Source organism: Streptomyces sp. NPDC058751 (assembly GCF_042746485.1).
Lineage (GTDB): Bacteria > Actinomycetota > Actinomycetes > Streptomycetales > Streptomycetaceae > Streptomyces.
This window is the reverse complement of the sequence record NZ_JBHYPZ010000068.1, coordinates 21,049-40,560: the sequence shown is the minus strand read 5'-3', so window position 1 is coordinate 40,560 and position 19,512 is coordinate 21,049. Positions and strand designations below refer to the sequence as shown.

At 71.0% G+C, this 19,512-nt stretch carries 14 protein-coding genes; 8 read left to right on the top strand and 6 right to left on the bottom strand.

Annotated elements, in window-relative coordinates; genetic code table 11:
- Nucleotides 1-138: 138 nt before the first annotated feature.
- From ACFW6B_RS38965 to ACFW6B_RS38950, 4 genes are all read left to right on the top strand, one after another.
- A complete protein-coding gene (locus ACFW6B_RS38965) occupies nucleotides 139-477 on the top strand; it encodes a YnfA family protein (RefSeq protein ID WP_386604243.1) in 339 nt (112 codons plus the stop codon).
- Nucleotides 478-545: 68 nt separating this feature from the next.
- Nucleotides 546-1,313, top strand: a complete 768-nt coding sequence (locus ACFW6B_RS38960; RefSeq protein WP_386604241.1) for an SDR family NAD(P)-dependent oxidoreductase — start codon at nucleotides 546-548, stop codon at nucleotides 1,311-1,313.
- Nucleotides 1,310-1,513, top strand: a complete 204-nt coding sequence (locus ACFW6B_RS38955; protein WP_386604239.1) for a hypothetical protein — start codon at nucleotides 1,310-1,312, stop codon at nucleotides 1,511-1,513. Before ACFW6B_RS38960 ends, ACFW6B_RS38955 begins: the two co-directional genes overlap by 4 nt.
- 184 nt (nucleotides 1,514-1,697) lie before the next feature.
- Nucleotides 1,698-2,567 carry a hypothetical protein gene (locus ACFW6B_RS38950; protein WP_386604237.1) on the top strand — a complete coding sequence of 290 codons (870 nt, stop codon included), beginning with the start codon at nucleotides 1,698-1,700 and terminating at the stop codon, nucleotides 2,565-2,567.
- A 42-nt stretch (nucleotides 2,568-2,609) separates the two neighbouring features.
- Here ACFW6B_RS38950 and ACFW6B_RS38945 read toward each other — a convergent pair whose 3' ends face one another.
- The gene (locus ACFW6B_RS38945; protein ID WP_386604236.1) at nucleotides 2,610-3,803 is read right to left on the bottom strand and encodes an RtcB family protein; all 1,194 of its coding nucleotides are present in this window, start codon (nucleotides 3,801-3,803) and stop codon (nucleotides 2,610-2,612) included.
- A 202-nt stretch (nucleotides 3,804-4,005) separates the two neighbouring features.
- On the opposite strand from ACFW6B_RS38945, the gene ACFW6B_RS38940 reads away from it, so the two are divergent.
- The 3 genes from ACFW6B_RS38940 to ACFW6B_RS38930 all read left to right on the top strand — a co-directional run bounded on the left by ACFW6B_RS38940 (nucleotide 4,006) and on the right by ACFW6B_RS38930 (nucleotide 7,533).
- Entirely contained in the window at nucleotides 4,006-4,878 is an 873-nt protein-coding gene (locus tag ACFW6B_RS38940; protein WP_386604234.1) for a DUF3558 domain-containing protein, read from the top strand.
- Between the two features lie 147 nt (nucleotides 4,879-5,025).
- The gene (locus ACFW6B_RS38935; RefSeq protein WP_386604232.1) at nucleotides 5,026-5,928 is read left to right on the top strand and encodes a DUF3558 domain-containing protein; all 903 of its coding nucleotides are present in this window, start codon (nucleotides 5,026-5,028) and stop codon (nucleotides 5,926-5,928) included.
- Between the two features lie 162 nt (nucleotides 5,929-6,090).
- Nucleotides 6,091-7,533 (top strand): DUF2637 domain-containing protein, encoded by a 1,443-nt coding sequence (locus tag ACFW6B_RS38930; protein WP_386604230.1) that lies wholly within the window; start codon nucleotides 6,091-6,093, stop codon nucleotides 7,531-7,533.
- Nucleotides 7,534-7,579: 46 nt separating this feature from the next.
- Here ACFW6B_RS38930 and ACFW6B_RS38925 read toward each other — a convergent pair whose 3' ends face one another.
- From ACFW6B_RS38925 to lysS, 4 genes are all read right to left on the bottom strand, one after another.
- Nucleotides 7,580-8,347, bottom strand: coding sequence for a helix-turn-helix transcriptional regulator (locus ACFW6B_RS38925; RefSeq protein WP_386604228.1), 768 nt, complete (start codon nucleotides 8,345-8,347; stop codon nucleotides 7,580-7,582).
- Nucleotides 8,348-8,426: 79 nt separating this feature from the next.
- Entirely contained in the window at nucleotides 8,427-8,810 is a 384-nt protein-coding gene (locus ACFW6B_RS38920) for a hypothetical protein (protein ID WP_386604226.1), read from the bottom strand.
- Nucleotides 8,807-11,206 (bottom strand): nitric-oxide reductase large subunit, encoded by a 2,400-nt coding sequence (locus ACFW6B_RS38915; protein WP_386604224.1) that lies wholly within the window; start codon nucleotides 11,204-11,206, stop codon nucleotides 8,807-8,809. The genes ACFW6B_RS38920 and ACFW6B_RS38915 overlap by 4 nt, the downstream gene beginning before the upstream one ends.
- Nucleotides 11,207-11,611: 405 nt before the next feature.
- On the bottom strand, nucleotides 11,612-13,354 hold the full coding sequence (gene lysS, locus ACFW6B_RS38910; protein ID WP_386604222.1) for a lysine--tRNA ligase: 1,743 nt from the start codon (nucleotides 13,352-13,354) through the stop codon (nucleotides 11,612-11,614).
- Nucleotides 13,355-13,521: 167 nt separating this feature from the next.
- Here lysS and argS point away from each other — a divergent pair, with 167 nt between their 5' ends.
- Complete coding sequence (argS, locus tag ACFW6B_RS38905) at nucleotides 13,522-15,288, top strand: arginine--tRNA ligase (RefSeq protein ID WP_386604247.1); 1,767 nt, start codon at nucleotides 13,522-13,524, stop codon at nucleotides 15,286-15,288.
- A 22-nt stretch (nucleotides 15,289-15,310) separates the two neighbouring features.
- On the opposite strand, the gene ACFW6B_RS38900 is transcribed toward argS, so the two are convergent.
- The gene (locus ACFW6B_RS38900) at nucleotides 15,311-19,498 is read right to left on the bottom strand and encodes a hypothetical protein (protein ID WP_386604220.1); all 4,188 of its coding nucleotides are present in this window, start codon (nucleotides 19,496-19,498) and stop codon (nucleotides 15,311-15,313) included.
- Nucleotides 19,499-19,512 lie beyond the last annotated feature (14 nt).

Sequence of the window (19,512 nt, the reverse complement as noted above, 5' to 3'; positions counted from 1 at the left end):
GTACATCACATGCCCGTCGCCACCGACGCTCACATCTCCGTCCAACGGCGACGGGCGGATGTACCGGCACGGCCCCGACCCACCCACCGGCCCGGCTCCGCCCCACCCACCGGCCGAGCCCCCTGACACAGTGACCCCATGCTGATCGCCCGCTCCGCGCTCCTCTTCGCCCTCGCCGCCCTCCTGGAGATCGGCGGCGCCTGGCTCGTCTGGCAGGGCGTCCGCGAACACCGCGGCGCCCTCTGGATCGGCGCCGGAGTGATGGCGCTCGGCCTGTACGGCTTCGTCGCCACCCTCCAGCCGGACGCCGAGTTCGGCCGCGTCCTGGCCGCGTACGGCGGAGCCTTCGTGGCCGGCTCCCTCGCCTGGGGCGTGGTCGCCGACGGCTACCGCCCCGACCGCTGGGACGTCACCGGCGCCCTGATCTGCCTGGCCGGAGCCGCCGTGATCATGTACGCCCCCCGAGGAGGCAGTTGAGCCCCGCCTATCCTGGCCGGAGAAAACCCGCAGACCGCATACCGCAGACACCTCCGAGGAGCAGCCGTATGACTCCCGCCGCCCCGTCCCGTATCGCCGTCGTCACCGGTGCAAGCAGCGGAATCGGCGCCGCGACGGCCCGGCAGCTCGCGGCCGAGGGCTACCGCGTCGTCCTCACGGCCCGCCGCAAGGACCGCATCGAGGCACTGGCGGAGGAGATCACCGCGGCGGGCGGCCAGGCCACCGCGTACGCCCTGGACGTCACGGACCGCACGGCGGTCGACGAGTTCGCGACCGCCTTCAAGACGATCGGCGTGCTGGTGAACAACGCGGGCGGCGCGCTCGGCGCCGACCCTGTCGCGACGGGCGACCCGGCCCAGTGGCGCCAGATGTACGAGACGAACGTCATCGGCACCCTGAACATCACCCAGGCCCTCCTCCCGGCGCTCACCGCGAGCGGCGACGGCACGGTCGTCGTCCTGTCCTCCACGGCGGGCCACGGCACGTACGAGGGCGGCGGCGGCTACGTGGCCGCCAAGCACGCCGAGCACGTGCTCGCGGAGACCCTGCGCCTGGAGATCGTCGGCACGCCGGTCCGGGTCATCGAGGTGGCCCCCGGCATGGTCAAGACCGAGGAGTTCGCCCTCACCCGCTTCGGCGGCGACAGCGAGAAGGCGGCCAAGGTCTACGCGGGCGTCGCCCAGCCCCTCACCGCCGACGACGTCGCCGAGACGATCACGTGGGCCGTCACCCGCCCCAGCCACGTGAACATCGACCTCCTCGTCGTCCGCCCCCGCGCCCAGGCGTCGAACACAAAGATCCACCGAGAACTGTGACAACGGACGAGACACCCGCCCCACAGCCGCCGCAGCAGCCGCAACAGGCGCCCCAACCGCCGCCCCCGGCCGACGAACAGGCCCGCCTGGCCCTGGAGAAGAAGCGCGAACGGTATGTCTGGTACTACCTGGCGTACTTCCTCTTCGGCATCCACATCGTGGCCTTCGTCATGATCTACGCGGTCATGTCCACGAAATGACCCACCACCCGAGAACAAAGCAGACCTGTTCCGGACATAACTCACACGAGTGAACTCACTCGATCACCCGCACGTCCCCCGAACCCCCGACCTAGGCTCGCGCCACAACATCAAACACGACGGCCCTCGGCCGGGACTGCCATCCCGCCCGAGGGCCTGACCAGCACGGAAGTGAGGCTTCCTGGTGGCTGAACGCGAGCCTAACGCGGTCCCCCGCGCTCCGGAGCAGACCCGCAGCACGGCAACGGGTTTCATGGACCTCGAAAACCCCGAGTACGCCTACATGTTCGGCTTCCTGCAAGCCGATGGGCATCTCTCCGGGGGAACGGGTCGGAAAGGGCGCATGACCGTCGAACTCAGCGCTCGCGACGTCGACATTCTGCGCGAGTTCCAACGCCTGACCCCGTACAACAGCAGCATCAGGGGACGGACTCGAGCCACGAACTTCGCCGCGTCGCACGAATCTTCCATCTGGACCCTGTGCGCCCTCGACGCAAGGACGAAGCTGAACGAACTCGGCCTGCCGTACGGCCGCAAGTCCAGGACCATCGCACCCCCTCGCGTCCCGTTCTCGCAGCGCGACTATCTCCGAGGAATGATCGACGCGGACGGCTCGCTGGGCTTCACGGCCAAGGGCCTCCCCTTCGTCTCGCTCACCACCGCCAGCGCCGCCGTCAGCACCTACCTGTGTTCCTACGCAGGAAAGATCACCGGAGCCGAGCGGTCCACCAGGCGCAACACCCGCGACGGCATCTTCAACATCCTGTACACAAAGGAAGCGGCCCAGAAACTGGCCGCCCATCTCTACTACCCGGACTGCCTGTCACTGGACCGCAAGCGGACTGCCGCTGCGTCTCTCGGCACATGGTCCCGCCCGGCCGACATGCGCATCGCACCCGACCGCCGCCGTTGGACGGAACCGGAGGACCGAGTGCTGCTGGCGCTGAAGAACGACGCCGCCGCCGCCAAGGAACTCGGCAGGACCGAGAAGAGCTGCTACATCCGCCTCTGGCGCCTGCGGACCGGCAAGACACCTCTCCCGGCCGACATCTGACCGCTCGAACGGCGAGGCCCCGGGGCCGGGGCCTCGCCGGCATCAGCCCTTCACGCAGATGAACTGCTTCAGCTTCGCCACGACCTCCACGAGGTCGCGCTGCTGCTCCATCACCTGCTCGATCGGCTTGTAGGCGCCCGGGATCTCGTCCACGACACCGGAATCCTTACGGCACTCCACGCCCCGCGTCTGCTCCTCCAGGTCCTTCGTCGTGAAACGGCGCTTCGCGGCGCTCCGGCTCATGCGTCGACCCGCTCCGTGCGAAGCCGAGTTGAAGGCCTTCTCGTTGCCGAGACCCTTGACGATGTACGAGCTGGTGCCCATCGAGCCCGGAATGATGCCGAACTCCCCGCGGCCGGCACGAATCGCGCCCTTACGCGTGACCAGCAGGTCCATCCCCTCGTACCGCTCCTGCGCAACGTAGTTGTGGTGGCAGCTGATCTCCGGCTCGAAGACCGGCTTCGCCTTCTTGAACTCCTTGCGGACCACGTCCTTGAGGAGCGCCATCATGAGCGTGCGGTTGTACTTCGCGTACTCCTGGGCCCAGAACAGGTCGTTGCGGTACGCCGCCATCTGGGGCGTGTGCGCGACGAAGACCGCGAGGTCCCGGTCGACCAGACCCTGGTTGTGCGGGAGCTTCTGCGCGACACCGATGTGGTGCTCGGCGAGTTCCTTGCCGATGTTCCGGGAACCGGAATGGAGCGTAAGCCACACCACACCCTCAGAATCGAACAGGAGCTCGATGTAGTGGTTGCCGCTGCCCAGCGTCCCCATCTGCTTCACGGCCCGCTCCTCGCGGAACTTCACCGCGTCCGCCACTCCGTCGAACCGCCCCCAGAAGTCGTCCCACCCGGCGGTGGCCAGGCCGTGGAAGCGGCCCGGGTCGACCGGGGAGTCGTGCATCCCCCGGCCCACCGGGATCGCCTCCTCGATCTTCGAGCGGAGCCGCGAGAGGTCGCCCGGCAGGTCGTTGGCGGTGAGGGAAGTCTTGACCGCGGACATGCCACAGCCGATGTCGACGCCCACCGCCGCCGGGCACACCGCGTCCTGCATCGCGATGACGGAGCCGACCGTCGCGCCCTTGCCGAAGTGGACGTCCGGCATGACGGCGAGCCCCTTGATCCAGGGCAGGGTCGCCACGTTCTGGAGCTGACGCAGCGCGACGTCCTCGACCGAGGCGGGGTCGGTCCACATGCGGATGGGGACCTGCGCCCCCGGCATCTCTACGTACGACATATAGTCCTCTATCCACACAGAACCAGCAGAAGTCTTAAATCGCAAAACCGGCGCCCAGGTCGACGTATAGGACAACGGACCGGCGTCCACGGCTGTGCGTGCGATACACATTGTCTCCAGGAGCCGCCCCCGCGCGGCAACCCAATAACCACAGGACACCCGGGCCGAAGCGCCGTCGGGAACCGTCGAGAGGAGCCTGACCGTGCAGCGGAAGGCGTATGTATCCGGCGCCGCTGTGCTCCTCGCAGCGGTGCTGGCGGGCTGCACGGGCGGTTCGGGCGTGGGCGGTTCGGCTCCGGACTCCAAGGGCGGCGGCACCGGCACGACGGCCCCGGTCGCCCAGCCGGGCAAGTACCGCACCCTCCCGGAGGCGTGCGCCGCGGCCGATCGCGACACGCTCGACGAGCTGCTGCCCGGCATCCAGGAGACCACCGACGAGACGCAGCAGGAGAAGGCGTACGAGGGCGAGGCCACGCTCACGTACGACACGGACCGGCGCGACGGCTGCGACTGGAAGGTGACGTCGGCCACCGGCACCGACCACCTCTTCGTCGACTTCGAGCGCGTGGTCTCGTACGACAACACGGTGAGCGACGAGGGCAAGGCCGAGGACCTCTACGCCGCCAGGCTGACGGCGGCCGACCTCCCGGAGCCCGCCGCGTCCGCGTCGGGCGAGGCCGGCACGAGCCCGAGCCCGAGCCCGACCCCGAGCTCCGGCGGCCCGGCCGAGGGCGACGACGGCGACGGCGGCAAGAGCGGAAACCCCTCGGACAACCCCTCCGGCGCACCGTCCGACGCGCCGTCCGCCCCCTCCGCCTCGCAGACCCCGGCCGAGCTCCAGTCCCGCGTACTCGACGACCTCGGCGACGAGGCGTTCCTCGACGACAAGCTGAACACCGGTTCGTCGACGGCCCGGCAGCGCACGGTGACTGTGGTGTTCCGCACGTCCAACGTGATCGTGACGATCGAATACGCCGAGCAGCCGACGGCTTCCGCGGACGCCCCCGACAGCAAGGAAATGCAGGACAGGGCGCAGAAACTGGCCCAGCAACTGGCCTCCCGGCTCAACGGCTAGCGCCCACGCGGCCGATGGGGGCGCCCCGGCGCAAACCCCCCGAACGGGAACCGCCCCGGCGCCCCACCGCGTACCGTGGCCCCTCGGACCCGACCGGTCGCACGCCCCATGTGCGGCCGTACCACGAGCGCCACGAGTGAAGGAACCATGCACCGACCAGTACAGCGAGCAGGCCGAGCACAGCGACTCACCCGCATCCTTGTCAGCGCGGCCGCCGTCCCGGTGATGCTCGTCGTCGCGGGCTGTTCCTCGGACTCCGGCTCCGGTGACGACGCGCAGAAGAACGAGAGCGCGGCCCCGGGGCCGACGGTGTCCGAGACCGCCTCGACCCCCGCCATCCAGCCCGCCGCGTACACGACCCTGCCCGAGGCGTGCTCGGCGCTGTCGAAGAAGACGCTGGACGAACTCATACCGAAGGGCTCCAGCACGGGCAAGCCCGGCAAGCTGGACGAGCCGAAGCAGCGCGGCAACTGCAACTGGGACAGCCTCGACAACAACGGGGTGAAGGGCTCTCAGTTCCGCTGGCTGAACGTGGCGCTGCTGCGTTTCGACTCGGACGCGCGCGGCTCGGGCGAGGAACAGGCCCACGAGTACTTCCAGAAGCAGGTCACGGCCGCGCAGACGGTGGAGGGCGCGCTGGACGGCAAGTCGGCGCCGGTCACCGGTACGGGCGACGAGGCGACGTCCGTGCGCTACGGCCTGAAGAAGAAGGAAGGCTCCTTCAAGCAGCAGACGATCGTGGCGCGCGTGGAGAACGTGGTCGTGACGGTCGACTACAACGGCGCGGGGCTCGCGGGTGAGAAGACCCCGGACGCGGCCGCGCTGCTGAAGGCGGCCGAGAAGGCCACGAAGGAGGCGGTGGCCTCGGTGGCCGCCGCGAACGGGGACGGCGGCGCGGCGGGCACGGGCTCGTCGGAGCCGGGCTCCTCGTCGAAGGCTCCGTCCTCGTCCGCGCCGTCGGCCTCGCCGTCCAAGAGCGCCGCCGGGAGCACGTCCAAGACCGGCTCGAAGAGCGCCTCGCCGTCGCAGTCGGCGACGAAGAAGAGCTGACCGGGCCGCGACCGGCCACGGAGCCCCGGCCGGGGCTCCGGCAGACAAGTTCACGGGGCCCGGTTCCCACCGGAACCGGGCTCCTTCCATACCGCGCATCCGTATGCCACACACATGTGCCACTCTGTTGCGCGCAACAACACGCAAGGGAGGGGAGTACAGGTGGCCGCGCCCATACAGCTGACACGGATGCACAAGGTTCTCATCGGCGTGGTCGTCGCCGGTGCGCTCGTCATCGCCGGGATCGGCTTCGCCGGTTCGTACGCGGCGGTCCGTGAGCTGGCGATCAAGAAGGGGTTCGGGAACTTCAGCTACGTCTTCCCGATCGGCATCGACGCGGGCATCTGCGTCCTGCTCGCCCTGGACCTGCTGCTGACCTGGATCCGTATCCCGTTCCCGATGCTGCGCCAGACGGCGTGGCTGCTGACGGTGGCGACGATCGCGTTCAACGGCGCGGCGGCCTGGCCGGACCCGCTGGGCGTCGGGATGCACTCGGTCATCCCGATCCTGTTCGTGGTGGCGGTGGAGGCGGCCCGGCACGCGGTCGGCCGGATCGCCGACATCACGGCCGACAAGCACATGGAGGGCGTGCGCATCACCCGCTGGCTGCTCTCCCCGGTCCCCACCTTCCTGCTGTGGCGCCGGATGAAGCTGTGGGAGCTGCGTTCCTACGAACAGGTCATCAAGCTGGAGCAGGAACGTTTGGTCTACCAGGCCCGCCTGCACTCCCGCTTCGGCCGCTCCTGGCGCCGCAAGGCCCCCGTCGAAGCGCTGATGCCGCTGCGCCTGGCCCGCTACGGCGTTCCCCTCGCGGAGACGGCACCGGCGGGTCTCGCCGCGGCCGGCATCGAGCCCGCGCTGCTGCCGCCGGCGCCCGCGCCCGCCCCGGTCCAGGCGGCCGTCCAGGCGGCCGTCCCGGCCGCCGCCCCGGCGCCGGAGCCCTTGGAACTGGAGTCGAACGGCGGCGGCGAGCAGCAGCGGTCACAGCCGCAGCCCCAGCCGCAGGCCGCGTACGCCCAGCAGAACCAGGCCCAGAACCAGCCCCAGAACCAGAACCAGGGTCAAGGCCAGTACCAGGGACAGGGCCAGTACCAAGGCCAGTACCAGGGGCAGGGTCAGTACCAGGGCCAGGGCCAGTCCGCCGGGCCGGAGTCCAGCCCGTGGTTCGCGGCCATGGATCCCCAGGAGATCCCGTACGACGGCGGTTACGACCCGGCGTACGCGGCGGAGCAGCAGTACCAGCAGTGGTTCGCCGAGCAGCAGGCGCAGGCCTACGAGCCCGGCCCGGAGGAGACGGGCACCTTCCCGATCCCGGCGGGTCCCGGCCGTACGCGCCAGCTCGGTGAGGGCGGCGGTCCCGAGCAGCTGCCGATCCCGTCCCCGCGGGAGGAGCAGGCTGCGGTCCTGGACGAGAAGGCCCAGGAGGAGGCGTACTACCAGGTGTTCCGTCAGTCGATAGACGGCAGCTTCCCCACGCCGCGGGTGCTGGGCGACAACATCGAGGCCACCTACGGCACGGCGCTCAGCCCGAGCGCGCTGAAGAGCCTGACGGACCGCTTCCAGAACCGCTTCAACGCGGAGCTGGAGGAGGACCACATCGCCTAGGACCTGTCCGGTCCCAGGCGCTCCGTTCCGGGAGGCCGCGGACGGCTCAGCCGCCTTCGGCCTCCGGGTCCGTACGCCTCAGCGTCGCGACGCACAGGTGCGGGGTGACGAAGGGCTCCAGGCTCTCGGCGACCAGTGGTGTGCGCAGGACCTCGACGGTGCCCCGCATCAGGCCGAGGTGGATGGCGCAGACGATGTCCGGGCGGCGCTGCGCGACCTCGCGGAAGGGGCAGTGGTGCAGTTGGAGCCGCTGGTCCCTTCCGCCGTCCGCGTCGGCATCCGCACCCGGGTCGGCGCCCGCACCCGCGTCCGCACCCGGATCGGTGGCCGGGCCCGCTTCCTCCGTGATGAAGCCCATGCCCTCCAGGGTCGCCACCAGGCGGCGCCGGCCCTCGTCCGCGCCGACGCGCTCGGTGGGCGCGGGCGGGTCGGTCAGATAGGCGCCCCAGGTGCGGCCGGCCTCCGTGGCGGCGGCGACCGGGTCGTCCACCGAGGCGGACACGACGCCGAGAAGGATGTCCGACAACAGACGGAAGCTGCGGGAACCGTCGGGACCCTCGCTCTCGACGGCGGAGTAGACGACCTTCGGCCGGCCCGGTTCCTCACGGGGTGCGGTGCCGCGCGCCGCCAGTTCCTCGGTGACCAGGGCGTCCAGGTGGAACCGGGCGGTGTTGAGGTGGACGCCGACGCGCTCGGCGACCTCGGCCGCGCCCACCGGTCCGCCGGACTCGCGCAGGAGCTGGAGGACGGCGGCCCGTCTCCCCCGCTGCGCCGGGGCGGTGCCGGGGTCGGTGAGCTGTCGCTTCGTGGCCATAAATCGATCCTACAACCGCGAAGAGTAGAAACAATGTTTACTGTTTCTACTCTTCGCGCATGCCGATCACACCGCCTGATCACACCGCCTGTTCGGGCGGCAGCACCTTCGCGCTGCGCAGCCTCCTCACGAGGACGACGGCCAGCAGACCGTGCGGGACGCTGACCGCCACGAGGACCACGGCTTCCGCCGGCCGGTGGTGGCGGACCAGTTCCGCGCCCGCCAGCACGACCGCGATCACGGAGACGAACAGGGAGACGGCCCGGTGGAAGCGGCCCACCTCCGAGTGCGGCCAGTCGTCGGGGTCGGCCGGGGCCGGGGCGTCCTCGACCGCACGCCGGTACCCGGCGAAGATGCGGGACGCCCAGGCGCTGGTGGTCTGGCGCCCGTAGACCTCCAGTCCGAGGGCGACGACCAGGAGCACCCCGACGTACCCGGCGGCCAGCAGCACCTCCGCGGTCACGGCGCCACCGCTTCGTCGGCCTCGGCCGCCCCTTCGTCCGTACCCGGGCCGACCTCGGTGAACAGCAGCGGCTGCTCGGCGTCCTCCGGCTGCCTGGTCGCACGGGCCCGGTGACGCACGCCGAGCCAGGTCATCCACAGCAGCGGCAGGATGCCGCCGACGAGGAACACCACGTCACCCGGGAGCCGCAGCCATTCCAGGAACACGTTGGTGTCGCCCTGGAGGTAGCCGAGGCTGCGCGCGTCGGCGTAGCCGCTCTCGACGACCTTGTAGAGCTGCAGGGCACCGCTGGGCAGCAGGGTGGCGAACGTCATCCAGGCGAGGCCCAGGTTGAGGCACCAGAAGGAGAGCCGGGGCCAGCGGTCCGACCAGCGGTTCTCGGGGATGAAGTAGCGCAGCGCGAACACGGCGAAGCCGACCGCCAGCATGCCGTAGACGCCCATCATGGCGCCGTGCGCGTGGTTGGCCGTCAGGCCGGTGCCCATCTCGTAGTAGGAGACGATGGGCAGGTTGACGAGGAAGCCGAAGACCCCCGCGCCCAGGAAGTTCCAGAAGCCGACTGCGGCCAGGAACATCACCGCCCAGCGGTGCGGGAACGGCGTGCTCGATGCCGAGCGGCGGCGCGCCCCGATCTGCAGGAAGCTCCACGCCTCGACGGTCAGGAACAGCAGCGGCACCACTTCGAGCGCGGAGAACGTCGCGCCGAGCGCGAGGTGTTCGGCCGGTTCGCCGGAGAAGTACAGGTGGTGCATGGTGCCGATGACGCCGCCCGCACCGTAGAGCACGATGTCGAGGAAGATCACGGACAGCGCCACGCGCTCGCGCACCACTCCCAGCAGGACGAAGAGGTACGCGACCGTCGCGGTGGTGAACAGCTCCATGAAGTCCTCGACCCACAGGTGCACCACGACGAAGCGCCAGAAGTCCGCGGCGGTGAACTGCGTGTGCGGCGTGGCCAGCAGCCCGACGGCGTAGAACGCGGGCAGGGCGAGCGCGGCCAGGAAGAACAGCCACGGCATGTTGGCGACGCTCTCCTGCCTCAGCCTGCGGCGCAGACCGCGGAAGAGGATCACGACCCAGATGACCATGCCGAGCGTCAGCAGTACCTGCCACAGCCGCCCGAGGTCGAGGTACTCCCAGCCCTGGTTGCCGAGGACGCTCCACAGGTCGCCGAACCAGCCGCGCTGACCGGCCAGTTCGCCCAGCATGCTGCCGACGACCACGACGACCAGCGCGCCGAGCAGCGTCTTGGTCAGCAGTGCCTGCCTGCGGGGCTCCCAGCCGCGGGCGATCAGCGGGGCGATGAAGATGCCGATGGCGAGGAACGAGGTGACGACCCAGAAGATCGCCAGCTGGGTGTGCCAGGTGCGGGCGAGGTTGTACGGCAGCCACCGGTCGAGCGGAATGCCGAAGAAACTGCCGAGGTCCGCCCGGTAGTGCTGGGTGGCCGCCCCGAGCAGGGCCTGGACCAGGAACAGTCCGGCCATGGTGAGGAAGAACCAGGCGGTGGCGCGCTGCGCCGGGGTGAGCCGGACCTGGTCGGGTGAGTGGAAGCGCAGTTCCCGGTGGTCACGGTGGTGCCAGCCGAGGAAGTTCCAGCGCCCGAACGCGGCGAACAGCACTCCGGTGCCCACCAGCAGGAAGACCAGGGACAGCACGCTCCAGGTCACCGTGTGGCCGGTCGGCTTGTTGTCGACCTTGGGTTCCGAGGGCCAGTTGTTGGTGTACGAGTAGTCGTGGCCGGGGCGCTCCGCCGAGGCGGTCCACGCCGTCCATCCGAAGTAGGCCGTGATGTCGTGGATCTCGGCCGGGTCGGTGATCGCGTCCGGCCGCAGCCCCTGCTTGCCGTCGGGGCGGCCCAGCAGGTCGGCGTAGTGCTCGGTCAGTTCGGCGAAGGCGGCGGCCTGCGCGTCGGTCCACACCAGGGTGCGGGTCTTGTCGTCGTAGCGGTTGGTGCGGTAGTCCTCCACCGTCCGTTCGCGGGCGTCGTTCGAGTCCGCGCCGCCGTAGTACTTCTGCACGGACCTGGCGCTGCGGTCGAGGTAGTCGGCGGTGAAGTCGGGACCCAGGTAGGCGCCGTGGCCGTAGATCGAGCCGTACTGCATGAGGCCCGTGCGCAGGAAGACCTCCTGGCCCGCGCGGACGTCGTCCCCGGTGAACACGACCTCGCCGTCGGCGGTGACCGTGCGGTCGGGTATCGGGGGCTGGGCCTGGTAGGTCCGGATCGCCAGGAACCCGAGGACGAAGAACCCGCAGAGCGTGACGAGGACCGCCGCCTGGGTCCAGCCCCGGGCGATCATCCGCTTCCGCTTGCCCGCCACGGGTCTGCCGGCCCCTGCGTCGTCGGCCGGTCCGGCGGTGGGAGGTGGCCCTCCGGCCGGGGGTGCTGCTGTCATGCGAGATGCCCTCCTCAAGACGCGACGGCCGCCCACAGCGTCCGCCGACTCCTGCGAGGAGAGTAGTACCGACAAGTATTCGTATTTAACAGGCCCCATCGTCTAAACTAAGTCGCAGAGCGGCCACCGGACTGGGACCCACCGCTCGCGGTATGAGCGTGCGCCCGAAAGGGGACACTTTGGCAGGACAGAGCAAGAACTAGGGGCACCCCCGGCGTTGGGACGGGAGTGCCCCCAAGGCACCGCTGGTCGAGCGGGTGCCCGCATCCCCTGGAGAGCGGATGCGGGTACCGGCGGACCACAGGTGTCACGCCACAGAAGGGGCGCCCGGACATCCGGGCGCCCCTTCGGCGTGAACTTCTTTCGGAACGGCTCCGGCGAGAACCGGGCCGACCGTGGTGAGACCTACGCGCTGAGCAGCTTGCGCACCCGGTCCTGGCCCACGGCCAGCAGCAGCGTGGGCAGGCGCGGCCCGGTGTCACGGCCGACGAGCAGGTGGTAGAGCAGCGCGAAGAACGTGCGCTGGGCGACCTTGATCTCGGCGGGGAGTTCCTTGGCGGTGGCGTCGGCGGAGAAGCCCGCCTGGACCTTGGGAACGCCGTAGACGAGGTGGGTCAGGCCGTCCAGGGACCAGTTCGTCTCCAGTCCTTCGAGGAGCAGGCGCAGCGACTCGCGGCCCTGGTCGTCGAGGGACTTCAGGAGCTCGGCGTCGGCCTCGTCGCGCACGACGGTGCGCTCCTCGGCGGGGACCTGGGTGTTGATCCAGGTCTCGGCCTTGTCGAGGCGGGGCCGGACCTCGTCCAGGGAGGCGAGCGGGTTCTCGGGGTCGAGTTCGCTCAGGATGCGCAGGGTCTGGTCCTCGGCGCCGGCGGTGATGTCGGCGACGGAGGCGAGGGTGCGGTACGCCATCGGGCGGGCGGTCCGGGGCAGCTCTCCCGCGGCGGTACCGACGGCACGGCTGTACGCGGCGGCGTCGGCGGGGAGGACCGAGCCGTCGGCGACCTTGCCGGCGAGCTTGTCCCACTCGTCGTAGAGCCGCTGGATCTCCTGGTCGAAGGCGATCTTGAACGACTGGTTGGGGCGGCGGCGGGCGTAGAGCCAGCGCAGCAGCTGCGGCTCCATGATCTGGAGCGCGTCGGACGCGGTGGGGACCCCGCCCTTGCTGCTGGACATCTTGGCCATGCCGGAGATGCCGACGAAGGCGTACATCGGGCCGATGGGCTGCTCGCCGCCGAAGATCCCGACGATCTGGCCGCCGACCTGGAAGGAGGAGCCCGGGGAGGAGTGGTCCACGCCGCTGGGCTCGAAGATCACGCCTTCGTAGGCCCAGCGCATGGGCCAGTCGACCTTCCAGACCAGCTTGCCGCGGTTGAACTCGCTGAGCAGGACGGTCTCGGCGAAGCCGCAGGCGGAGCAGGTGTACGACAGCTCGGTGGTCGTGTCGTCGTAGGCCGTGACGGTGGTCAGGTCCTTCTCGCACTGCCCGCAGTAGGGCTTGTACGGGTAGTACCCGGAGGTGGAGCTGCCGTCGTCCTCGGCGGCGGCGCCGGAGCCCTCGGCGGCCTCCAGCTCGGCCTCGTCGACCGGCTTCTGGCCCTGCTGCTTCTTGGCGGGGGCCTTCTTGGTGCGGTACTGGTCGAGGATCGCGTCGATGTCGCCGCGGTGCTTCATCGCGAACAGGACCTGCTCGCGGTAGGTGCCCGCGGTGTACTGCTCGGTCTGGCTGATCCCGTCGTACTCGACGCCGAGTTCGGCCAGGGCCTCGGTCATGGCGGCCTTGAAGTGCTCGGCCCAGTTCGGGTACGCCGAGCCGGCCGGGGCCGGGACGGAGGTCAGCGGCTTGCCGATGTGCTCGGCCCAGGACTCGTCGATGCCCGCCACGCCGTTGGGGACCTTGCGGTAGCGGTCGTAGTCGTCCCAGGAGATCAGGTGGCGCACGGTGTGCCCGCGGCGGCGGATCTCGTCGGCGACCAGGTGCGGGGTCATGACCTCGCGGAGGTTGCCGAGGTGGATCGGGCCGGAGGGGGAGAGGCCGGACGCGACGACGACCGGTTTGCCCGGGGCCCGACGCTCCGACTCCTCGATGACCTCATCCGCGAAACGGGAGACCCAGTCGGTGGTCTCGGTGCTCTGAGCCACGATCGGCACGTCCTTCTTCCTCATACACGAGTACGGCTGACGCGCCCATTCTCCCAGCTGGGGCCCGAACCGCGAAAACGGCTTTTCACCGCGTGGGATACTGGCTTTCCTGTACTGAGCTCGTACTCATCGTGTACGCGCACTCTCCGGAACCCGAGCAGAACGGCAGCCACTCCATGGCCTCGGTCACGTCCCTCACCGCTTCCGTCCACCAGCGCCTCGCGGACGCCCTCTCGGCAGCCCTGCCGGAGGCCGGTTCCGCGGACCCGCTGCTGCGCCGAAGCGACCGGGCCGACTTCCAGGCCAACGGGATCCTGGCCCTCGCCAAGAAGGCGAAGGCGAACCCGCGCGAGCTGGCGACGCAGGTCGTGGCCCGGGTCGAGTCGGGTGACGTGATCAAGGACATCGAGGTCTCCGGGCCCGGCTTCCTGAACATCACGATCACCGACCGGGCGATCGTGTCGAACCTGGCCGAGCGGTACGCGGACGGTGAGCGCCTCGGGGTGCCCCTCGCGGAGAACCCGGGCACGACGGTCATCGACTACGCGCAGCCGAACGTGGCCAAGGAGATGCACGTCGGGCACCTGCGGTCCGCGGTGATCGGTGACGCGGTGGTGCAGATCCTGGAGTTCACGGGCGAGTCCGTCGTGCGCCGGCACCACATCGGCGACTGGGGCACGCAGTTCGGCATGCTCATCCAGTACCTGATCGAGCACCCGCACGAGCTGGACCACAAGGGCGGGGAGGTCTCCGGCGAGGAGGCCATGTCGAACCTGAACCGGCTCTACAAGGCGGCGCGGACCGTCTTCGACTCCGACGAGGAGTTCAAGACGCGGGCGCGGCGCCGGGTGGTGGACCTCCAGGCGGGCGAGCCCGAGACGCTGGCCATGTGGCAGAAGTTCGTGGACGAGTCGAAGATCTACTTCTACTCGGTCTTCGACAAGCTGGACATGGAGATCCGGGACCCCGACGTGGTCGGCGAGTCCGGTTACAACGACATGCTGGACGAGACGTGCCGCCTCCTGGAGGAGTCGGGCGTGGCGGTCCGCTCGGACGGCGCGCTGTGCGTGTTCTTCGACGACGTGAAGGGCCCGGACGGCAACCCGGTGCCGCTGATCGTGCGGAAGTCGGACGGCGGTTACGGCTACGCGGCCACCGACCTGTCCGCGATCCGCGACCGTGTCGTCAACCTGAAGGCCGACAGCCTGATCTACGTCGTGGACGCCCGGCAGTCCCTGCACTTCAAGATGGTCTTCGAGACCGCGCGCAGGGCCGGCTGGCTGAACGACGACGTCAAGGCCCACCAGCTCGCCTTCGGCACGGTGCTGGGCAAGGACGGCAAGCCGTTCAAGACGCGTGAGGGCGAGACGGTCCGGCTGGTCGACCTGCTGGACGAGGCGGTCGAGCGGGCGACGGCCGTGGTCGGCGAGAAGCGCGAGAAGGTGGGCCTGACCGACGAGGAGGTCGTGGAGAACGGCCGGTACGTCGGCATCGGCGCCGTGAAGTACGCGGACCTGTCCACCTCGGCGGTGCGGGACTACAAGTTCGACCTGGACCAGATGGTCTCGCTGAACGGTGACACGTCCGTGTACCTCCAGTACGCGTACGCCCGTATCCGGTCGATCCTGCGCAAGTCCGAGGGCGCCGCGCCGGTCGCCCACCCGGAGCTGGAACTGGCCCCGGCGGAGCGGGCGCTGGGTCTGCACCTGGACCAGTTCGGCGAGACGGTCCTGGAGGTGGCGGCGGCCTACGAGCCCCACAAGCTCGCGGCGTACCTCTACCAGCTGGCCTCGCTGCTCACCACGTTCTACGACCAGTGCCCGGTCCTGAAGGCGGAGACCGCGGAGCTGAAGGAGAACCGCCTCTTCCTGATCGGCCTGACCGCCCGCACGCTCCACCAGGGCATGGCCCTGCTGGGCATCAGGACGCCCGAGCGCCTCTGACGCCCCGCCGGGGGGCCTGGGTTCAGGCCCCCCGCGCCCAGGCCCTTTCGAAGAGCACCGGTACGGGCACGCACGGCACGACCGCCGTGTGTGCCGTGGACCGGTGCTCTCGTGCGTAGGGCAGCAGGGGGAACTTGGCCCGTTCCAGCGGCAGCCGGGGTGCCTTGGCCTCCTGCCAGGGTCCGGGCACGAACAGGGTGCGTCCGGCCCGTGCGCGGGTGACGTGTACGACCCGTCCGGACGCGGCGAGTTCGCCGTGGGCCGCTTTGAAGCGGGCGGGCTTCCAGCCGGTCCACCGTTTGACGTTCCGGTCGGTCGGGTCGGGCAGCGCGAGCACCATCAGCCACAGGGCGGCGGCGTCGGTGCCGAGCCCGTACGCCGTGGCGCACGCCTCGACGAGGTGGGGGACGCTGCGGCCGGGGTCCTGCTCCCAGCCGCCGGCCCTGCCGTCCTCGGCTTCGAGGTGTTTTCCGAGGGCCGCGAAGTCCGGGGAGAGCAGGGTCCGCAGGTCGGCGAGGCCGGGCAGTCCGGAGGGGCCCGGCAGCCACTGGGAGGGCAGCACGCCGTCCAGGTAGGCGTCCAGCCGGTCCAGGACCGGGTCGTCGGGGCCGGTGAGCGCGGCCGGGTCGACCCGTACGTGCCGGACGGCGTACGCGGTGTCGTCCTGCCAGGACACGGCCGGGTGGGTGTCGAGGCCCTGGGAGGAGAGCGGGGCCGGTGCCCCCATCAGGTGGTTGCTCTGGGTCGAGAACACGGTGAGCGGCCCGGGACCGGCGTCGAGGGCGGCCCTCAGCCGTGCGACGGCGGCCCCGGCCGCCGGGCGCAGCGGGTCCCCGACCGGGGTGCGGTACGCCGTCCACACGGCCGCCCGGACGAGACCGAGGGGGTCGGGGACGCGGGCGGGGTGCCGGCTCGCGGTGCCGTCTGCCCCGGCCCGGTCCGGCGTTCCCCCGTCCGACGCCCAGTTCGACGCCACCGGGCCCGTCGTCCTTCCGCCCGATGCCACACGGCCCAGGAGGGTGGCGACGCGCAGGGCGGGCCGCCACGGCTCCACCGCCGGGTCCTCGCCCGAGGGGCGTGCGGGTTCGCCCTTGGGAGGGACGAACTCCTTGTGGGCCAGGGGCAGCAGGTCCGTCGGCACGGGCAGCGGCGCGCCGAAGCGGTCCCGCCACCATGCGACGGCCCGCTCGACGTCCGGACCGTCGGTCCACAGGCGTCCGGGGTCGTCGGGCAGCAGCCGGTCGTAGAAGGCGGCGAGGTCGTCGGCGGTGAGCAGGCCGCGCAGGCTTTCCATCGCCGTGCCGCGCTCGTCGCGGCTCAGCCCCCACGCCTGCTCCGACAGGCCGGGGTCGGGGAACTTGCCGAAACCCCATCCCTCGACCTGGTGCGGGGCGCAGTTCCGCCTCCCCGCGAGCAGGAGGGCCGCCTCCGCGGGCAGGACACCGAGCCGTTCGGCGAGGGGCCCGGCCAGCTCCGGTCGGGCGGGCATCTTCTCGTGCTCCTGGAGCAGTTCGGCGAAGCGCGTGTACCAGGAGGCCGGGCGCACGGGCCGGAGCACCTCGGCGTGGGCCGTCTCGAACCCGGCCGCGGCCAGCGGCCCGCCTTCCGGGAAGTCTCCCCCGGGGGCGTACTCCAGCAGGATCTGTCCCTGCCAAACGGCGCCGATGACGACGGCGGCCGAGGTGGCGGTGCGGACGGCCCAGCCGAGGAACGGCCGCCACCCGGCCTCGGGCGGCCTGTTCGTCCGGACGATCCGCCAGCACCCGGCGTGGTCGGCCCGCGCGACGAACGGCAGCCGGGCGTAGGCGGCCCAGGTCTCGCTGCCCGGGGCGTACCGGGTGTCGGCGGCCCCGGCGCGCGTCAGGGTGGCGCGCGGGGTGTGGGCGTGCAGGAACAGCAGTTGGTCGGGGCCCCGTCCCACGGCGATGTCCGCGGTGCGGGAACCCGGCTCGCCCGTCCACACGGGCCGGTCCGAACCGGCGAGCTCGATCAGTTCGTCGCAGATCAGGGTGAGCCCGGTGCGCGGTCGCGGCTTCGGGACGGCGACGGGCGGGGGTGCCTGGTCCGCCGCGTCCTCGGCCGCCGCGCCCTCGGGTGTGAGGCGCCGGACCAGTCGTGCCAGTCCGTCCTGGCAGTTGACCGCCGTCTGCAGGGTGTTGCCGACCTTCCAGGACTCCGAACGTTCCAGCCCGGGCCACAGCCGTTCCACCACGGCCATGATCTCGGGGCCCGGACGGGCGGTCGACACCCAGGCGGTGGGCAGACCGGTGATCAGTTTCTCCACTTCGGCCCGGTCCGTGCCGGCCGGCAGCTCGGGCATCACCAGTGCGAGCACGTCCACCGCCGCGAACTCGGCCGCCGCCCCGGGGTCCTTGAGCACGGCGTCCACCGCGCCGCCGACGTGCACGAACCGGCCGATGAGCAGAACCAGCGCCGCCAGGTCGACACCGGCGCGCAGCGTGGCGCGTTCGTCCGCGCACCACTCGCGCAGGAGCGCCCGGCCGTCGTCGTCCGCGTACAACGGGTGGAGCCGCCCCCAGCCCTTGGTCTCGTGCGGCTGGTACCAGTCGTTCCCGCCCATGCCGTCGGACCCCTGGTCGAGGGCGCGGCGCAGCAGTGCGCGCAGCTCGCGCCCGAACCGCGGGTCGGCCCGCAGGTGACGCAGCTCGGGACGGTGCACGACGACCAGGTCGACGAGGCCGGCGGGCGCCAGCCGCTCCGGCGGGTCGGCGAGCGGGACCCCGTGTTCCAGGAAGAGGTCGATCAGGTCGAGCGGCAGGCGCCGTGACAGGCCCGGCCGCTCGGGCGCGTAGCGGATCTCCACCGGGACCTTCTCGGCGGCCAGGCGGGGCGCGACGCGTGCCACGACGCCGAAGAGGCTCGGGCCGAGCCGTTCGAAGTCCCGGTGCGCGTAGATGCGGTCGGTCAGCCAGCGCGCGGCTTCCTCCGCCGTCACCCCGGGTATTTCTCCGGCCAGTCGGGCCACGACTCCCGCGCGCTCCAGTGTCTCCGTCCAGAGCTTGTTGGCCCGTTCCCCGTAGTACATCCCCTTGTGCAGCAGCAGGTCCGCGCGCACCGCCCGCGGCTGCCGCTCGCACAGCACGTCGAAGGCGCGGCCCTTGAGCACGTCCGCGCAGAACGTCTCGTCGAACCTCAGCCTCCGGATCAGTCCGGACTCCTCCAGGACGGTGGCCAGTTCCTCCTCCGGGTCGAGCCCGGCGGCCTTGGCCACCTTGCGCACGTCGGCCGCGAGCTGCGGGTACGCCCCGCCCATCTCTCCCTCGGCGCCTGCCCGCCGTGTCACGAGGTCCCGGAACACGGCCGCTCTCTCCGGCGTGGCCGTGCCCTTGGCGCTGAGCTCCTTCGCCCGGGCGCGCACCGCGGTCGTGGACAGCGCGCCGGACCCGGCGAAGGCGGTGTACCGCGCGTCGAGCCAGCCCGAGTCCATCACCAGGGCCTGCTCCCGCTCCGCCTTGCGGGCCCGCCCGAAGTAGGCCGCGGCAGGCGCGCGTTGCCAGTCGTGGCCGTCGGTCCGATAGCGCTCGGCGGCCTCGTCCAGGAACAGCGGGAGCAGTTCCGGCCGGGACTTCTCCAGTTCCTTGAAGAACAGGTCGGTGTCCTTCTTCCACAGGCCTGCCTCCCGCAGCCGCTCGGCCTCCTCCAAGACGGCGTCCTCCTGGCCCGGGAACGCGGCGAGGGCCCGCTCGGGGAAGGGGAGTTCGCGCGGCCGGGCGTCCTCGCCGGTCTCGGGCACACCGGTGCGGAAGCCGCCGACCCGCTCCCACTCCTCGTACGCCATCGCCTTGTCCCGGTACGGCGCCACCTCCTCCGGCATGACGCGCACGATCCGGCGTCCGGTCACGACGTGTTCGTAGATCCGGGCGACCGCCCCGTCGTCGGAGGCCGGTCCTCCGGTGACGGGGACACCGGCTCCGGTGAGCGCGTCCTTCCACACCGGGTCGCTCTCCGCCAGTTCCGCCGGGGCCTCGACCCCGGCACCCGCCCACTGCCGGGCCAGTTCGGCGCACTCGCCCGTGTGCTGCTCGATCCACCGCCGCAGCCTGCGCATCCGCCCGAGCTCCGGGTGCCCCTCCAAGGCCGTCGGAAGCTGTTTGAGCGCCCGCCCCCGCGGGTTGCGCCACGGCACGAACTCCAGGTCCTCGTCCAGCCCGCCCCAGTACCCGTCCGCCTCGACTCGCCACACCAGCAAGACAGTTCCCCCGT

Bases quoted from the DNA above. Each gene is read 5' to 3' on its own strand.
- ACFW6B_RS38965 (WP_386604243.1), top strand. From the start codon at position 139: ATGCTGATCGCCCGCTCCGCGCTCCTCTTCGCCCTCGCCGCCCTCCTG.
- ACFW6B_RS38960 (WP_386604241.1), top strand. From the start codon at position 546: ATGACTCCCGCCGCCCCGTCCCGTATCGCCGTCGTCACCGGTGCAAGC.
- ACFW6B_RS38945 (WP_386604236.1), bottom strand. From the start codon at position 3,803: ATGTCGTACGTAGAGATGCCGGGGGCGCAGGTCCCCATCCGCATGTGG.
- ACFW6B_RS38935 (WP_386604232.1), top strand. From the start codon at position 5,026: ATGCACCGACCAGTACAGCGAGCAGGCCGAGCACAGCGACTCACCCGC.
- ACFW6B_RS38925 (WP_386604228.1), bottom strand. From the start codon at position 8,347: ATGGCCACGAAGCGACAGCTCACCGACCCCGGCACCGCCCCGGCGCAG.
- ACFW6B_RS38915 (WP_386604224.1), bottom strand. From the start codon at position 11,206: ATGACAGCAGCACCCCCGGCCGGAGGGCCACCTCCCACCGCCGGACCG.
- argS (WP_386604247.1), top strand. From the start codon at position 13,522: ATGGCCTCGGTCACGTCCCTCACCGCTTCCGTCCACCAGCGCCTCGCG.